We start from the raw sequence: 15,489 nt of genomic DNA, 5'->3' as shown, positions 1-15,489 counted from the left end.
AGACCGGCATAAATCTTAAAAATAATTACATGAACATTCGAGCTGGAACATATGGATATCTTCTACACAGAAAACTTTCAGAAACTGGAAACAGTTGGCAGGAAAGGGTTTCATTTAGTCAAAGATAATACGGTGACCGGGTACCACGCTTCCTGGGATGATTTCGGTTACCAGACAATGTTTTATCTTTTTTATGTAAGTGATAAGACCTATCGGCTGGGATTGATTCGCTTACTGTTCAACGGCCATGAAAACACCAGTCGCTTTTTAACATCACAGACCTACCTTGGGGGTGAGGACAAAAGCCGACGCATTACCGGGCTACTGGAAACTCAGGAACATGCCATGCTCGGGACCAGTATTGAGCTGTATCGCAAACTTGGCACAGCGACGAAACGCTTAGGTATCACGCGCGATTTCCTGATGACGATGAATGATCTTTCAAGGCCCATGCCGGTTAATGAAAGGCAACGTATCCTGGATTGGCCTGGGGTGGACAGATCATTGATGCGCAATGAGCTGGAAGCGATAAAAATCATTAATACCGGGTTTAAGACCGCCACAGAGGGTTACCAGCTGTGGACAAAAAACCATGTATTTCTTAATAGTCATTGTTTCAAAGATTTGTTCGATATTCGATTTAATCTTGAGGACGTATTTCCGGAAAAATACGTAGCACTGCTTATTGGCAAAAATGGCACCGGAAAAACGCATTTGTTAAAGGAAATATGTGAAAAATATATTGGACATGACTTCCCTGATTCAGGGGGGCTTGATAAGTTTAATAAATTAATTGTTGTTGCTTACTCTCCATTTGAAAATTATCCGACGACAGTGGAATCGATAAAAGAGAACTACAATGTTTCGAATAATAAACTGGCACAATTACGATCGCTGAATCTGAAAGCAGTGAATTACGAATATATTGGTTTTAAAAATGGCAAGGGGGTATTTGACCTCGACTATCCATCCTTTGATGCGATGAGATCTTTGCTGTGGTTGATTAATTATGACCGTGAGGAAGAATGGTGGGACCCATTAAGTCGGTTCAGCTTATTATGGCGTACGTTATCATTGACATTAAATTTTGATGCCATCGGCTTTTATACTCACAAGAAAAACCTGATTAAACTCGATCTCCAGAACTATCTCAAACAAAAAATAGATGAGATCGATGAGCGAAAAGGTTTTGTTTTTTTGCTTGATGATGAAGTGTTACCGTTAAGTTCAGGGCAGAAAATCTATTCGTATATGATCCCAGCTATCATCGCGGCCATTGATGAAGCCTCGTTATTGTTGATTGATGAACCCGAGCTGTACCTGCATCCTGCGCTGGAAGTGGGGTTAATCGATATGCTGAAGGAGCTGTTAAAGAGCACAAGATCCTGTGCGATCATTTCGACCCACTCGGCAGTGATTGCTCGCGAAGTGAGTCGGCCTTATGTGTATGTCCTTAAACGTGATAAACAAGGGACCAGCATCACCTCACCAGAAATCGAGACACTTGGTGCGACACTGGATGAAATCATTGGTGAGGTATTTGACGATAATCGCACCATCAAAAGTTATCAGCGTTCTCTGGACAACTTGCTTAAAGAACGTAACCCGCAGGAGATTATTAAAGCCCAATCGGAAGAATTTGGTGATAGTGCGTTAATCTATCTCCTGACAAAACAAAATAATAATGCAGAAATTAATATATCGGATGAAGAATAAGCATGGAAGATATCCGTAAGCTCACATTTATTCGCCGCCACCGTTCTGCTCTCTGGCTTAACATTGCAGAGAAAGGCGCTAAACAGCATGCGGCAATATTTAAGGTCGAAAAGCCTCTGTTGTCAGGTGTGATAGCAGGTTATGCGGATCTGATCATCAACTGGGATGCGGCCTTACCCCAATCAAAGTACCATTTTGAACACCTCACTGAACCGGCAAAGTCGGCCGTTGAGAAAAGGAGGGATGTCGTTATTGATTATTACGAACACCCCCCTCTCAGGCTTAAAAAATATATCAGGCATTTAAGATTAAAGCATAAACAGACGGTTTGCCCTTACTGTGGTTTTCGGGTTAAACCTGAGACCCTGGATCATTTTATCCCTAAAACCGGTTGGGCCGAGTATAGTTTGTTGCCGCAAAACCTGGTGCCGCAGTGTTCGACCTGTGCTTCCATTAAAGGACCGCATTACGCGGTTAAAGATGGCGTGAGGTGTCGTTATATTCATCCTTACTTCTTCAGTTTCTTAAGTGCAGTAAAGTTCAAGGTTGCCATTGATTTTGATGGGGGTAGAATGCCGGATTTTAAAATTTCTTTTACTGTTCCGCCGTCATTTTCGAAAACAATAAAAAGTCGGATACGCACACATCTCGATGAACTTGATGTCGCGGAACGGATGAAGTTATGGTGCAACGAATCATTCTTAAGCTGGCAAACCCTGCTAAAGAATAATTATTTTGACCTCAGACAATCGCTCCAGGCAAGATTAGATGAAAATGCGAGCCGTAAAGCCCATGATTGGGAGACAGCATTTTACATGGCCATATTGAATAACCACGAACTGATTAACTATCTCCACGCTTTCCGTCCGCCGCAGCCGGTGGCCATAACGCCCGCGACGGCAGAGGAGACACTTTAACGTGACCCTATGCCGCTCATCGGCATAGGGTTATCGCTCCCGTCGCCAGGCCTCTGCGGTCAGGGCTTCGCCAAAATGGCTGGCGATCAACCGTTTGGTCAGTTCATGCAACGGTGAAGCCAGCACATCAGCGGTGCCGCCACGTTCCACCACTTCGCCCTGATGCATCACCAGCACCTGATCGCTAATGTGCTTCATCATGCCGATATGCTGGGTGACATAAATATAGGAAATGCCGTGCTTCTCCTGGAGTTCCAGCATCAGATTGACCAGCTGCGAACGCATGGTCATATCCAGCGAAGCCAGCGCTTCATCCGCCACAATCACTTTGGGTTGCAGGATTAAGGCACGCGCCAGCGCCAGGCGTTGTTTTTGCCCTGGGGCCAGCATATGCGGGTAGTAACCGGCATGATCGCGTAATAAGCCAACCTGACGCAGCGTGGCAATGATGCGTTTTTCCCGTGCCTCGTCATCCAAATCGGTATTCAGACGCAGGGGAAAATCGAGGATCTGGCTGACGCGCTGACGCGGGTTCAGTGAGGTGGTCGGGTCCTGGAAAATCATGCGGATGCGCTGGCTACGATAACCATAGTCGCCATACTCCAGCGGATGATCATCAATCAGGATTTGTCCATGGGTTGGGGGCACCATGCCGCTCAGCATCTTCGCCAGGGTTGACTTACCCGAACCATTTTCCCCGATAATTGCCAGCGTCTGTTTCTCGCGCAGGGTAAAACTGACTTCCTTCACCGCCTCGACATGCTGGCGGCGAAATAAACCGGTACGGTAACGGAAGGTTTTACTCAGATTACGCACTTCCAGCAGCGTTTCCATGCTTACTGGCCCTCCATATTCAGCGGGAAGTGGCAGGCAAACAGATGTGCTTTGTTGCCGCTAAGACGTGGTGTTTCGATGCATTTACGTTGCGCATAGGGACAGCGCGGGCCAAGGCGGCAGCCAATCGGCAAATGTTCCAGTGATGGGATCGCGCCGGATAAGGTATTCAGACGGCTTTTATGCGGCAAGGCGCTACCGAAATCTGGCATTGCGCGGATGAGTGCCTGGGTGTAAGGATGATGGGGCGTCCCCATCAGGTCATCACTCTGCGCGGTTTCCACCGTCTGGCCGCAATACATCACGTTGATGCGATCGGCCCATTGACTCATGGTGCGCAAGTCATGGCTGATCAGCAGGATGGTGGTGTTGTTGTTCTGATTCAGACGGCTGAGCAGGCGGAAAATCTGTGCCTGGGTGGTCGGTTCCATGGCGTTAGTCGGCTCATCGGCAATCAACAACCGTGGCTGGTTCGCCAGTGCGATGGCAATCATCACTTTCTGGCATTCACCCTCGGTCAGCTCGTAGGGGAAGCTGCGCATGATGTCTTTATGATCTTTGATACCGACGCGATGCAGCAACTCAATGGCACGCGCTTTGCGCCAGAACCACAGCCGCTGATACCAGTGGCCTTTAAATGTCCAGCGAGGAATCGCCTGCATCAGCTGACGGCCAATGCTTTCCGAAGGATCAAGACAGGACTGCGGTTCCTGGAAGATCATCGAGACGTTATGGCCGACAATACGACGGCGTTCGCGCGGGGACAGGCGCAGCAGATCGATATCGTCGAAGCGCATACGGTCGGCGGTGACGCGCCAGTTATCTTTGGTGACACCGCAGATGGCTTTTGCTACCAGGCTCTTGCCGGAGCCGGATTCGCCCACCAGGCCGCGCACTTCGCCTTCGGTGAGGGTCAGATTGATGCGATCGACCGCTTTGACCGGGCCTTCTGCGGTCATAAATTCAATGGTCAGATTGCGGATATCGAGTAACGGCATTATTCAGCTCCCGCTTCTACGGCACGACGGATGCCGTCGCCCAGCAGGTTAACAATCAACACACTCACCATCAGCGCGGCCCCGGGTAACATGACGGTCCAGGGGGCAACGTAAATCAGTTCCAGCGAGTCACCCAGCATCGCGCCCCATTCGGGCGAAGGCAGCTGTGCGCCAAGATCGAGAAAACCCAGCGCGGCGATATCGAGAATCGCCATCGATAGCGAACGCGTAAATTCACTTACCAGCAGCGGGAGTACATTGGGCAGCACGGCACTCCACAGGATATTGAAGTTACGTGCCCCATCAAGACGCAGTGCTACCACGTATTCTTTTTCCATCTCATCGTGCACGGCGGTGTAGATTTCGCGCACCAGACGCGGGATCAGCGCCAGCCACACGGCCAGCATGGCGTGTTCCAGCCGCGGGCCAAGAAACGCCACCACAATGATCGCCAGCAGCAACGAGGGGATCGACAGCAGTGTATCCAGCACATGGTTCATCACCGCCGAACGCAGGCCGTGGGTAATACCCGCCAGCACGCCGAGCACCAGCGCGCAGATCGCCGCCAGCAGCGTAACCAGAATCGCCGAACCTACCGTTGGCGTCACACCGCTCAGCAACCGGCTGAGGACATCGCGACCTAAATCGTCTGTGCCGAGGAAGAACGAGACATCGCCATAGCGTGACCACGAGGGCGGCAGTAACTGGTAGCCAAGGAACTGCTGATCGATACCGTAGGGAGCCAGCAGACCGCCAAACAGGCAAAGAAACAGGATGGCACCGAAGCCATATAAGCCGATCATCGCGCTGGTGTCGTGATAAAAGCGCTGCCAGCTGAGTCGGAAGGTGCCGGGCTGCCGTTTTTCGGCATAAATATTATCTAAGGGCATACCATTCCTTATGTTTCAGCGGATTCAGCGCCGCGCCGACAATATCTGACAGCACGTTAACCACGATCACCAGGCTGCCCACTACCATCACACCCGCAGAAATCGCGGCGTAATCCTGCTGGCGGATAGCATTGATCAGCCAGCGACCCAGGCCCGGCCAGTTAAATACCACTTCCGTAATCATCGCCAGCGTCAGCATGGTGGAGAACTGCAAACCCAGGCGGGGGATCACCGGCGGCAGAGCGTTATGCAGCACATGGCGGCGGATAATGGTAAAACGCGATAGCCCCCGCGTCGCCGCCGCTTTAACGTAGTTTTTATCCATCACCTCGCTGGTGCTGCTGCGCAACAGTCGAATCACTTCAGTGGTCGGGGCGACGGCCAGCACAACCACCGGCAGGATCATATGGGTGAGGGTGCTGATCAGCATTTCATGCCGCCACGGTGAATGACTCAGCCAGGCGTCGACCAGGGCAAAACCGGTGACGTTCTGCACCGGATAGAGTAAATCAAACCGGCCAGATACCGGCAACCAGCCGAGGGTTAACGAGAAAAACATTGTGAAGAGTAACGCCAGCCAGAACACCGGCATGGAGAAGCCGAGCAGCGCCAGCGCGCTAATCGCTTTATCCTGCCATTTATTACGCATCACACCTGCGCAGATACCGAGAGGAATCCCGACCATCAGCGCCAGCATAAAGGCCAGAATGCACAGCTCCAGCGTGGCGGGAAACACCTCGCGCAGCTGGATATCAATGGACTGACCATTGGTGCTGGACACACCAAAATCAAACTGCATCAGCCCCTTAAACCAGAACCACCAGGCATCAAATAATGAAGCGCCTTCCAGCGGGGCATTGGGGGTGAAATAACTCAGACTGAAGCTAACCAGTGACAGCAAAAACAGCGTGATGATCAGCAACAGCAGGCGACGCAATATATAGATGATCATGCTTATTCCTCGCTGCTTTCATCACGATAAACGCCCGCGAATGAGGCGTTACCAAACGGACTCAGCACCAGGCCTTTAATATCATGGCGATAGGCCTGCAAACGTAGCGACGATGCCAGTGGTAGCACCGGCAGTTCCTGCGCCAGCATCTGTTGCGCCGTGTCGTAACTTTCAATACGCGCCGCGAGTTGCTGGGACAGCAGGGCGTGTTGTAACACTTCATCGAAGGCGGGTGAGCACCAGTGCGCGTAATTGGTTTGCGAGCGAATCGCCGCGCAGCTCAGCAGCGGACGGAAGAAGCTGTCAGGGTCGTTACTGTCGGTGGCCCAGCCGGTGAGGGTAATATCATGGTTCATCGCCATCAGCTGTGCTTCCTGAAAACGACCTTCCACCGGGACGATGGTGACACGCACTCCAACCTGCGCCAGATCGGCTTGTAACAACTCAGCGGTTTTCAGCGGGCTGGGATTCCACGACTGCGACGCGGTGGGCACCACCAGGCGCAAATGCAGATTTTCCACGCCAAGTGCCTTCAATGTTTCCCGCGCTTTGGTCGGATTATATTCCGTTACGCGCGCATCATTATCATACGCCCACGAGGCACGCGGCAGAATCGACGCGGCGGTTTCTGCGGTGCCGTAATAAATCGATTCCATCAGACGTTCATTGTTAATCGCCAGCGCCAGCGCGTGCCGCACTTCAGGTCGATCCAGCGGCGGTTTACGGGTGTTAAACGCCAGATAAGCGATATTCATGCCGGGACGCAGCGTCATACGCAAACGTGGGTCATCGCGCAGGATGCTGAGCTGGCTGGCGGCTGGATAGGCCAGTACGTCACATTCGCCGGTCAGCAATTTCGACAGGCGTCCGGTACCGCCGACACCGAGATCAATCACCACCTGCTGGAGGCGTGGCACCCCGCGCCAGTATTGCGGATTACGTGCCAGACGCAGATATTGCCCGGTGCGGTATTCGCTGAGCTGGAATGGGCCAGTGCCGACGGGTTCCCGATCCAGCCTTTCCTGCTGACCTTTGGCTGTCAGTTGATCAGCATATTCTTTGGAGAGCACGGGGGCGTAATGGGTGGCGAGATGCCATAGAAACGACGCATCCGGGCTGTTCAGGCGAATCTCGACAGTATCGTTATCGAGCTTTTTCACGCTCTGCACTGAGTCGGCAAATTGCAGACTATCAAAATAAGGGTAGCTGCCGCCGTTAACGTTATGCCACGGATGCTGGCGATCAAACATGCGGGCAAAGCTGAACACCACATCGTCGGCATTCATTTTACGGGTGGGCGTAAACCAGTTGGTGTGCTGGAAGGCGACATCCTTACGCAGGTGGAAGCGATATGTCGCGCCGTTATCCCGCACTTCCCAGCTTTGCGCCAGATCGGGGATCAGGCGATAGGTATAGGGATCGACATCCAGCAGCCGATCGTAAAGCTGCGCGGCGAGCGTATCGACCACTAACCCGCTGCTGGCCAGCTGCGGGTTAAAGGTATTCACCGTGCCGTTGACGCAATAAACGAAGCCGGTGTGGCGAATATCGTTCGCAGGCAGCGCCCATGCAGACGCACTCAATACGCTGAGGCCGAGCAACAGCGTGGGGAATAATTTTGGCATAGAACTCAACGATTCTGAGGCAATAGCGAGAGTGTATCGCAAACGTCCGGTACTCCCCAAATTAAGGACAGTTCTGGTGTCTTTTTCAGCAAAGCGGCGATGAGGTAATCACACCGTTAGTGTGGAAATGAGAAAAATTCTCAATTAGGGGTTTACAGATGATAATAAGAATGATTATTATTCTTCTGCGCTTCGACGGTGGCTCTACCGAAGAAGAGCACGACATTGCTCACATTGCTTCCAGTATTTGTTGCCCGCTTATAGCGGGCTTTTTTTTGCTCTCAGGAAATGACCCCTGTCAGCCGTGCTACAACTGGTGTGTCTCCCGACCAGATTGATAATCTGATAGTCATTAATAATAACAGTAAGTTATAATACCCTTGCGTAGTTTCGTTAAGACAAGGATGACTTATGATTGTACTGAGTGTTGTAGTGGGGATGCTTGTGGTTGCTGTGACAGTGCTGGGATTTGAGATTCGGTATATCAGACGGAAGCTAAAGAAATATGAGATATACGATATTAACTAAACTTCGGTAGCATTCCGTAAAGCATGATAATGCGCCCTGATTCGGGCGCTTAAATGATTTAATTAACCTCAACCCCGTGCTTCTTCATCATTGCCCGCAGTTGATGATAGGTAACACCCAATAAATCCGCCGCCCGGCGCTGGTTATATTTTGCCTCCGCCAGGCTGCGTTCCACCAGCTGGCGTTCCTGCTGGCTCTGCCACTGCCGCAGATCAAGTGGCAAAGCGGGCTGGCTGCTTTCGCTGCTGACAGTAACCGGAACGGGCGCGCTGCGCGGCGCAAACGGGTTGATAATAATATTATCCAGCGGCTCGTCGATGCTGTGATGGCGATACACCGAGCGTTCCACCACGTTTTTCAGTTCACGCACATTTCCTGGCCAGTTGTACTGCAACAGCGTCTGTTGAGCTTGTTCGCTGAAACCGGGAAACAGCGGTAAACCCAGTTCGCGGCACATCTGAATGGCAAAATGTTCTGCCATCACCAGGATATCACTGCGGCGTTCGCGCAGTGGCGGCAGCTGTACCACGTCAAAGGCAAGGCGGTCGAGCAGATCCGCGCGGAATTTACCCTCCGCGGCCAGCGCAGGCAGATCTTCATTGGTGGCGCAAACCAGCCGGACATTAACCTGTAGCGACTGGTTACCACCAACGCGCTCCAGCTGCCCATATTCAATCACGCGTAGCAATTTTTCCTGCACCAGCATCGGGGCCGTCGCCAGTTCATCCAGAAACAGTGTGCCACCATCGGCACGTTCAAAACGACCGAGGTGGCGTTTCTGAGCACCGGTAAAGGCACCGGCTTCATGGCCGAACAACTCAGAATCGAGCAGATTTCCATTTAACGCTGCGCAGTTGAGGGAGATAAATGGGCCCTGCCAGCGATCGGAAAGATAATGTAAACGGCTGGCAATCAACTCCTTACCGGTGCCACGTTCGCCAATGACCAGCACTGGTTTTTCCAGCGGGGCGAGTCGCGAAACCTGTTCCAGCACCTCAAGAAAGTTGTTGGATTCGCCCAGCAGATTGTCGTTACCATTTGCCATGATGAATTTCACCATCAGTTAATCAATTTCACTACCCTATGCGAATTATGGCGGGATGTAAAACAATCAAGATCAATAAATTCATGCAGTTAAAAACTGGCACGCCTTTTGTATTAGTGATGAGCGTCTTGTGCAACCACATAACACTCTGAGGAACATCATTATGGGTATTTTTTCTCGTTTCGCCGATATCGTTAACGCGAATATCAATTCACTGCTGGAGCGCGCCGAAGATCCGCAGAAACTGGTACGCCTGATGATTCAGGAAATGGAAGACACGCTGGTGGAAGTGCGCTCCACCTCGGCACGCGCGCTGGCTGAAAAGAAACAGCTGCTGCGTCGTATCGAGCAGGCCGACATTCAGCAGGCCGAATGGCAGGAAAAAGCCGAACTGGCTTTGCGCAAAGATAAAGATGATCTGGCGCGTGCGGCACTGATTGAAAAACAGAAACTGACCGATCTGATCGCTTCGCTGCAACAGGAAGTGGCGCAGGTGGAAGAAACGCTGGAACGCATGAAAGGTGAAATCGGTGAGCTGGAGAAAAAACTCAGCGAAACCCGCGCTCGCCAGCAGGCATTGACGCTGCGCCATCAGGCCGCGTCTTCATCGCGTGATGTTCGTCGTCAGCTCGACAGCAATAAATTGAATGACGCGATGGCGCGCTTTGAATCGTTTGAACGTCGTATCGATCACATGGAAGCAGAAGCAGAAAGCCAGCGTTTTGGTAAACCCAAAAGCCTGGATCAGGAGTTCTCCGAGCTGAAAGCCGATGATGAAATCAGCCAGCAGCTGGCAGCGCTGAAAGCCAAAATGAATCGCAGCGAATAATGGTGCTGAACCCGTTCAGGTTAAATGATTAAGGAGAGTCAATGAGCGCACTTTTTCTGGCCATACCGCTGACCATCTTCGTGCTGTTTGTTGCACCGATTTGGTTATGGCTCCACTACAGCAACAAACGCAACGGCGGTGCGGAGCTTTCATCGAACGACATGCAACGTCTGCAACAGATGACTCAGGATGCCCGTCGGATGCGCGAACGCGTTGAAGCGCTGGAAGCGATCCTGGATGCCGAGCACCCGAACTGGAGGCAGCCATGAGTGGCGGCAGCCTGAAAGGGCGTAAACTGTGGCGCATCCCGCAGCAAGGTAAGGTACGCGGAGTTTGTGCTGGCCTGGCGGAGTATCTTGACGTTCCAGTGACGTTATTAAGAGTCATTCTGGTGTTGTCGATGTTTTTTGGTTTGTTCGGCGTAGTCCTGATCATCTATTTTATCCTCGGCTTCGTGCTGGATGTGAAACCGGATGATGCGCCAGACGTGCATAAACCCAGCGCCAGCGAGTTGCTGGATGAGCTGGATGAGGCGCTACAGGTCGATGAACGGCATGTGCGTGATATTGAGCGCTACGTCACCTCGGAAACATTCAGTGTGCGTAGCCGTTTTCGTCAAATCTGATTGCCGGAGGTTGATTTGTCCGCCCAACGTTTTACAACTCTGCGTCGCCGGGCAGCACCTGCGTTGAAGTCGGCGGGAAAATTTATCATCATCAGTGCAGTCACCTACGCCCCTGGCGGCCTCGCCGGCTGGGCAGTGAAATCGGTGGCGCGACGCCCGCTACGCTTGTTGTTGGCGTTTGCGCTGGAACCGTTACTGACGAAGGTGTTTAGTCGCCTGTCGGCGCGTTTCATCAGGGAGAACGATGAAAAGACTGCAAAATGAATTGATGGCGCTGGTGAATCGGGGAGTTGACCGTCACCTGCGCCTTGCTGTGACGGGCCTGAGCCGCAGCGGCAAAACGGCCTTTATTACCTCACTGGTTAACCAGCTATTGAATGTCCACAGCGGCTCTCGTTTGCCGCTGTTTTCCGTGGTGCGCGAGGAACGTCTGCCTGGCGTCAAACGCGTGCCGCAACGTGAACTGGGCACACCGCGTTTTACCTATGATGAGGGTTTAGCCCAATTGTATGGCGTGCCGCCCAGTTGGCCCACGCCGACACGCGGTGTCAGCGAAATGTGTCTGGCACTGCGCTATCGCCCGGATGAATCTCTGTTGCGTCACTTCAAAGATACAGCCACGTTGTATCTGGAAATTGTCGATTATCCCGGCGAGTGGCTGCTCGATTTACCGATGCTGGCGCAGGATTATGCCGGCTGGTCACGCCAGATGCTGGGTTTGTTGCAAGGTGATCGCGCCGTATGGGCACAGCGCTGGCGCAGCCTGTGTGCCGATCTCGATCCCTATGCCCAGGCCGATGAAAATCGTCTTGCCGCCATAGCCGCCGCCTGGACCGACTACCTGCATCAATGCAAAGGCGAGGGGCTGCATTTTATTCAGCCGGGACGCTTTGTCTTGCCGGGCGATATGGCGGGTGCGCCCGCATTGCAATTTTTCCCGTGGCCGCAGGTGGATGACATCCAGCGGCAGGCACCGGCGGGCAGTAATTTCGCGATGCTGCAACAGCGTTTTAATTATTACTGCCAGCATGTGGTGAAAGGTTTCTATAAAAATTATTTCCTGCGTTTTGATCGTCAGATTGTGCTGGTTGATTGCCTGCAACCGCTGAACAGCGGGCCACAGGCGTTTAACGATATGCGTCTGGCGCTGACACAACTGATGCAGAGCTTTCATTACGGCCAGCGCACGTTATTTCGTCGTCTGTTTTCACCGGTTATCGACAAGTTATTGTTCGCCGCCACCAAAGCGGATCACATCACCGCCGATCAGCACGCCAATATGGTGTCGTTATTACAGCAGCTGGTGCAGGATGCCTGGCAGAACGCCGCATTCGAAGGCATCACCTTGGATTGTCTCGGTCTGGCCTCGGTGCAGGCGACCGAAAGCGGGCTGGTTGACCACCGTGGAGAGAAACTCCCCGCGCTGCGCGGTAACCGTCTGCATGATGGTGAAGCGCTGACATTCTATCCCGGCGAAGTGCCGCCACGTCTGCCTGGTCACACCTTCTGGCAACAGCAGGGATTTCAGTTTGAACAATTCCGGCCGCAGCAGCTCGACGTTGACCGTCCGCTGCCGCACATTCGCATGGATGCGGCGCTGGAGTTTTTGTTGGGAGATAAACTGCGATGAATGATGAAACACCGTTAAAACCACGTATCGACTTTGCCCGTCCTCTGGACCGCGAAGCAGATAAACCGTTGCGTGCGGCGCAAACTTTCAGCGCCGACGCTGACGCGGCGTTTCTGGTCACCCGTGAAGAGGAGCCGCTGGAGGAGGGCGCGGGTGAAAAAGTCGTCGAAGCGGCACTGCGCCCTAAACGCAGCCTATGGCGCAAAATGGTGGGCGCTGGCCTGGGAATTTTTGGCGTCAGTGTGGTGGCGCAGGGCGTGCAGTGGATGCACGATGCCTGGCTGACGCGCGACTGGTTTGCGCTCGGCAGCGGCGTTGCCGGAGGATTGATCATCGCCGCTGGTGCAGGTGCCCTGATTAGCGAGTGGCGTCGGTTATATCGGCTGCGACAGCGCGCTGAAGAACGTGATGTCGGGCGTGAGTTGTTGCACAGCCATGGTATGGGCAAAGGTCGTGCATTTTGTGAAAAGCTGGCGCAGCAGGCACAACTGGATCAGGCGCACCCGGCATTGCAGCGCTGGCACGCCGCGCTGCATGAAACCCATAACGACCGCGAGATAGTCATGCTGTATGCGCAGCTGGTGCAGCCGGTGCTGGATCGTCAGGCCCGACGTGAAATCAGCCGCCATGCGGCGGAAGCGACCCTGATGATTGCCGTCAGTCCGCTGGCACTGGTGGATATGGCGTTTATCGCCTGGCGTAATTTGCGGCTGGTGAACCGTATCGCCACGCTTTACGGCATCGAGCTGGGTTATTTCAGCCGTCTGCGCCTGTTCCGTCTGGTATTGCTGAATATGGCCTTTGCCGGGGCGTCTGAGCTGGTGCGTGAAGTGGGGATGGATTGGGTATCGCAGGATATTGCCGCGCGCCTTTCTGCCCGCGCCGCGCAGGGGATTGGTGCTGGTCTGCTTACCGCGCGTCTCGGGATTAAAGCGATGGAGCTGTGCCGTCCACTGCCATGGCTGGAGGATGACAAACCGCGGCTGGGTGATTTCCGCCGGGAACTGATTGGCCAGTTGAAAGAAACCCTCAGCAAAAGCGAGGGTAAAGCAGGGCAGAGTGCTAAATAATCAGCCCCTGTTCACCTTTCACACTGAAAAGGGTGTGAAAGGTGAGATTTTCTTTGTTAATTGTGATTTTTGACGGGATTATTATTGGTTGTTCCGTTACACTTTTGCTTATCGCCAGCCTCTGACTGTCAACTTTTCCTGACAGGCCCCTTCTGAGGCGCCGCAAGTTAGCGTATTATCATTAAAATTCAAAACCTGAATAAGGCCATCGCAATGCGTTTGGAAGTTTTCTGCCAGGACCGTATCGGGCTGGCGCGCGAGCTACTCGACCTGCTGGTTGCCCGCAATATCGACCTGCGCGGCATTGAAATTGCACCGCTCGGCCGCATCTACCTCAACTTTTCCGCGCTGGAATTTGAACAATTCAGCTCACTGATGGCGGAAATTCGCCGTACACCTGGCGTGACAGATGTACGCACCGTGGCTTACATGCCGTCAGAACGTGAACATCGTGCACTGAGTGCGTTGCTGGTAGCGATGCCGGAACCGGTGTTATCCATCGATCTCAAATGCAAAGTGGAGCTGGCAAACCCGGCGGCACAAAATCTGTTCAATCTCGACGAACAAAAAATCCGCAACCAGAACGCGGGTGCGCTGATTAGTGGCTTTAACTTTCAGCGCTGGATCGAGAACGATCGGGTTGATGCTGAGGTCCAGCACGTGGTGATTCAGGGACGTGATTTCCTGCTGGAAGCGCGCCCGATTTACCTCGCGGAAGAAGAAGGTCAGAGCGATCAGCCAGTGGGTGCGATGATTACGCTGAAATCCACCGCGCGCATGGGACGTCAGCTCCAGAACCTGACTGTGACTGATGAGTCGGAGTTCGACCATATCGTAGCCGTTACGCCGAAAATGCGTCAGGTGCTGGATCAGGCACGTAAACTGGCGATGCATGACGCGCCGCTGCTGATTGTCGGCGACACCGGCACCGGTAAAGATATGCTGGCACGTGCCTGCCATCTGCGCAGCGCGCGCGGTAAAAAACCTTTCCTGGCGCTGAACTGTGCCTCGTTGCCGGATGATGTGGCAGAAAGTGAATTGTTTGGTCACGCGGCGGGTGCCTATCCCAACGCGCTGGAAGGCAAAAAAGGTTTCTTCGAACAGGCCAATGGTGGTTCGGTGTTACTGGACGAAATCGGTGAGATGTCACCGCGTATGCAGACCAAACTGTTGCGCTTCCTCAATGATGGCACCTTCCGTCGCGTTGGTGAGGAACACGAGGTGCATGTTGATGTGCGCGTGATTTGTGCCACGCAGAAGAACCTGATTGAGCTGGTACAGCGTGGTGAATTCCGCGAGGACCTGTTCTATCGTCTGAATGTGCTGACGCTGAACCTGCCGCCGTTGCGTGAACGTCCACAGGATATCCTGCCGCTCACCGAGATGTTTGTTGCCCGCTTTGCCGATGAACAAGGGTTGCCTCGTCCTCGTTTATCACCGCAGCTCACCGCATTCCTCACGCGCTACAGCTGGCCGGGTAATGTGCGGCAGCTGAAAAATGCCCTGTACCGTGCCCTGACGCAGCTGGAAGGCTACGAGCTACGTCCGCAGGATATCGTGCTGCCGGAGCAGGCACTGGATGTCTCAATGGGAGAAGAAGCGATGGAAGGGACACTGGATGAGATCACCAGTCGTTTTGAGCGTTCAATTCTGACGCGTCTGTATCTCTCTTATCCCAGCACACGTAAGCTGGCGAAGCGACTGGGCGTCTCGCACACCGCCATTGCCAACAAGTTGCGCGAATATGGGTTAAACCAGAAACGCAACGAAAGCGAATAAAAAGGGTCGCCATTATGGCGACCCTGCACTGCCGTACAGTGCGCATGAATG

At 53.1% G+C, this 15,489-nt stretch carries 15 protein-coding genes; 9 read left to right on the top strand and 6 right to left on the bottom strand.

The features are described from left to right. Positions 1-51: 51 nt before the first annotated feature. Together CUN67_RS10335 and CUN67_RS10330 are read left to right on the top strand one after the other, a co-directional pair. Positions 52-1,716 (top strand): AAA family ATPase, encoded by a 1,665-nt coding sequence (locus CUN67_RS10335; protein ID WP_208715190.1) that lies wholly within the window; start codon positions 52-54, stop codon positions 1,714-1,716. 2 nt (positions 1,717-1,718) lie between these two features. Then, a complete protein-coding gene (locus CUN67_RS10330) occupies positions 1,719-2,633 on the top strand; it encodes an HNH endonuclease signature motif containing protein (protein WP_208715189.1) in 915 nt (304 codons plus the stop codon). Between the two features lie 30 nt (positions 2,634-2,663). Here CUN67_RS10330 and sapF read toward each other — a convergent pair whose 3' ends face one another. The 6 genes from sapF to pspF all read right to left on the bottom strand — a co-directional run bounded on the left by sapF (position 2,664) and on the right by pspF (position 9,505). Further along, complete coding sequence (gene sapF / locus CUN67_RS10325) at positions 2,664-3,467, bottom strand: putrescine export ABC transporter ATP-binding protein SapF (RefSeq protein WP_208715187.1); 804 nt, start codon at positions 3,465-3,467, stop codon at positions 2,664-2,666. 2 nt (positions 3,468-3,469) lie between these two features. Further along, a complete protein-coding gene (gene sapD / locus CUN67_RS10320; protein ID WP_084875052.1) occupies positions 3,470-4,465 on the bottom strand; it encodes a putrescine export ABC transporter ATP-binding protein SapD in 996 nt (331 codons plus the stop codon). Then, positions 4,465-5,355: a putrescine export ABC transporter permease SapC gene (gene sapC, locus CUN67_RS10315; protein ID WP_208715186.1), complete on the bottom strand. Its 891-nt coding sequence runs from the start codon at positions 5,353-5,355 to the stop codon at positions 4,465-4,467. Before sapC ends, sapD begins: the two co-directional genes overlap by 1 nt. Then, positions 5,342-6,307 carry a putrescine export ABC transporter permease SapB gene (gene sapB, locus CUN67_RS10310; RefSeq protein ID WP_208715185.1) on the bottom strand — a complete coding sequence of 322 codons (966 nt, stop codon included), beginning with the start codon at positions 6,305-6,307 and terminating at the stop codon, positions 5,342-5,344. The genes sapC and sapB overlap by 14 nt, the downstream gene beginning before the upstream one ends. A 2-nt stretch (positions 6,308-6,309) precedes the next feature. Next, complete coding sequence (gene sapA, locus CUN67_RS10305) at positions 6,310-7,932, bottom strand: ABC transporter substrate-binding protein SapA (RefSeq protein WP_208715184.1); 1,623 nt, start codon at positions 7,930-7,932, stop codon at positions 6,310-6,312. 586 nt (positions 7,933-8,518) lie between these two features. After that, on the bottom strand, positions 8,519-9,505 hold the full coding sequence (gene pspF, locus CUN67_RS10300; protein WP_208717158.1) for a phage shock protein operon transcriptional activator: 987 nt from the start codon (positions 9,503-9,505) through the stop codon (positions 8,519-8,521). 163 nt (positions 9,506-9,668) lie between these two features. Between pspF and pspA the strand changes: the two genes are divergently transcribed. The 7 genes from pspA to tyrR all read left to right on the top strand — a co-directional run bounded on the left by pspA (position 9,669) and on the right by tyrR (position 15,438). Then, entirely contained in the window at positions 9,669-10,334 is a 666-nt protein-coding gene (gene pspA / locus CUN67_RS10295) for a phage shock protein PspA (RefSeq protein ID WP_208715183.1), read from the top strand. A gap of 41 nt (positions 10,335-10,375) precedes the next feature. Further along, complete coding sequence (gene pspB, locus CUN67_RS10290) at positions 10,376-10,603, top strand: envelope stress response membrane protein PspB (RefSeq protein WP_084875037.1); 228 nt, start codon at positions 10,376-10,378, stop codon at positions 10,601-10,603. After that, positions 10,600-10,959: an envelope stress response membrane protein PspC gene (pspC, locus tag CUN67_RS10285; protein WP_208715182.1), complete on the top strand. Its 360-nt coding sequence runs from the start codon at positions 10,600-10,602 to the stop codon at positions 10,957-10,959. Before pspB ends, pspC begins: the two co-directional genes overlap by 4 nt. Positions 10,960-10,974: 15 nt before the next feature. Continuing rightward, positions 10,975-11,223: a phage shock protein PspD gene (pspD, locus tag CUN67_RS10280; RefSeq protein ID WP_208715181.1), complete on the top strand. Its 249-nt coding sequence runs from the start codon at positions 10,975-10,977 to the stop codon at positions 11,221-11,223. Next, on the top strand, positions 11,204-12,589 hold the full coding sequence (locus CUN67_RS10275) for a YcjX family protein (RefSeq protein WP_208715180.1): 1,386 nt from the start codon (positions 11,204-11,206) through the stop codon (positions 12,587-12,589). The genes pspD and CUN67_RS10275 overlap by 20 nt, the downstream gene beginning before the upstream one ends. Next, a complete protein-coding gene (locus CUN67_RS10270) occupies positions 12,586-13,659 on the top strand; it encodes a YcjF family protein (protein ID WP_208715179.1) in 1,074 nt (357 codons plus the stop codon). Before CUN67_RS10275 ends, CUN67_RS10270 begins: the two co-directional genes overlap by 4 nt. 213 nt (positions 13,660-13,872) lie before the next feature. After that, the gene (tyrR, locus tag CUN67_RS10265) at positions 13,873-15,438 is read left to right on the top strand and encodes a transcriptional regulator TyrR (protein WP_208715178.1); all 1,566 of its coding nucleotides are present in this window, start codon (positions 13,873-13,875) and stop codon (positions 15,436-15,438) included. The last annotated feature ends 51 nt before the right edge of the window (positions 15,439-15,489 follow it).

Origin of the sequence: Pantoea cypripedii, from assembly GCF_011395035.1 — a bacterium.
Lineage (GTDB): Bacteria > Pseudomonadota > Gammaproteobacteria > Enterobacterales > Enterobacteriaceae > Pantoea > Pantoea cypripedii_A.
This window is presented reverse-complemented; position numbering and strand designations above follow the sequence as displayed.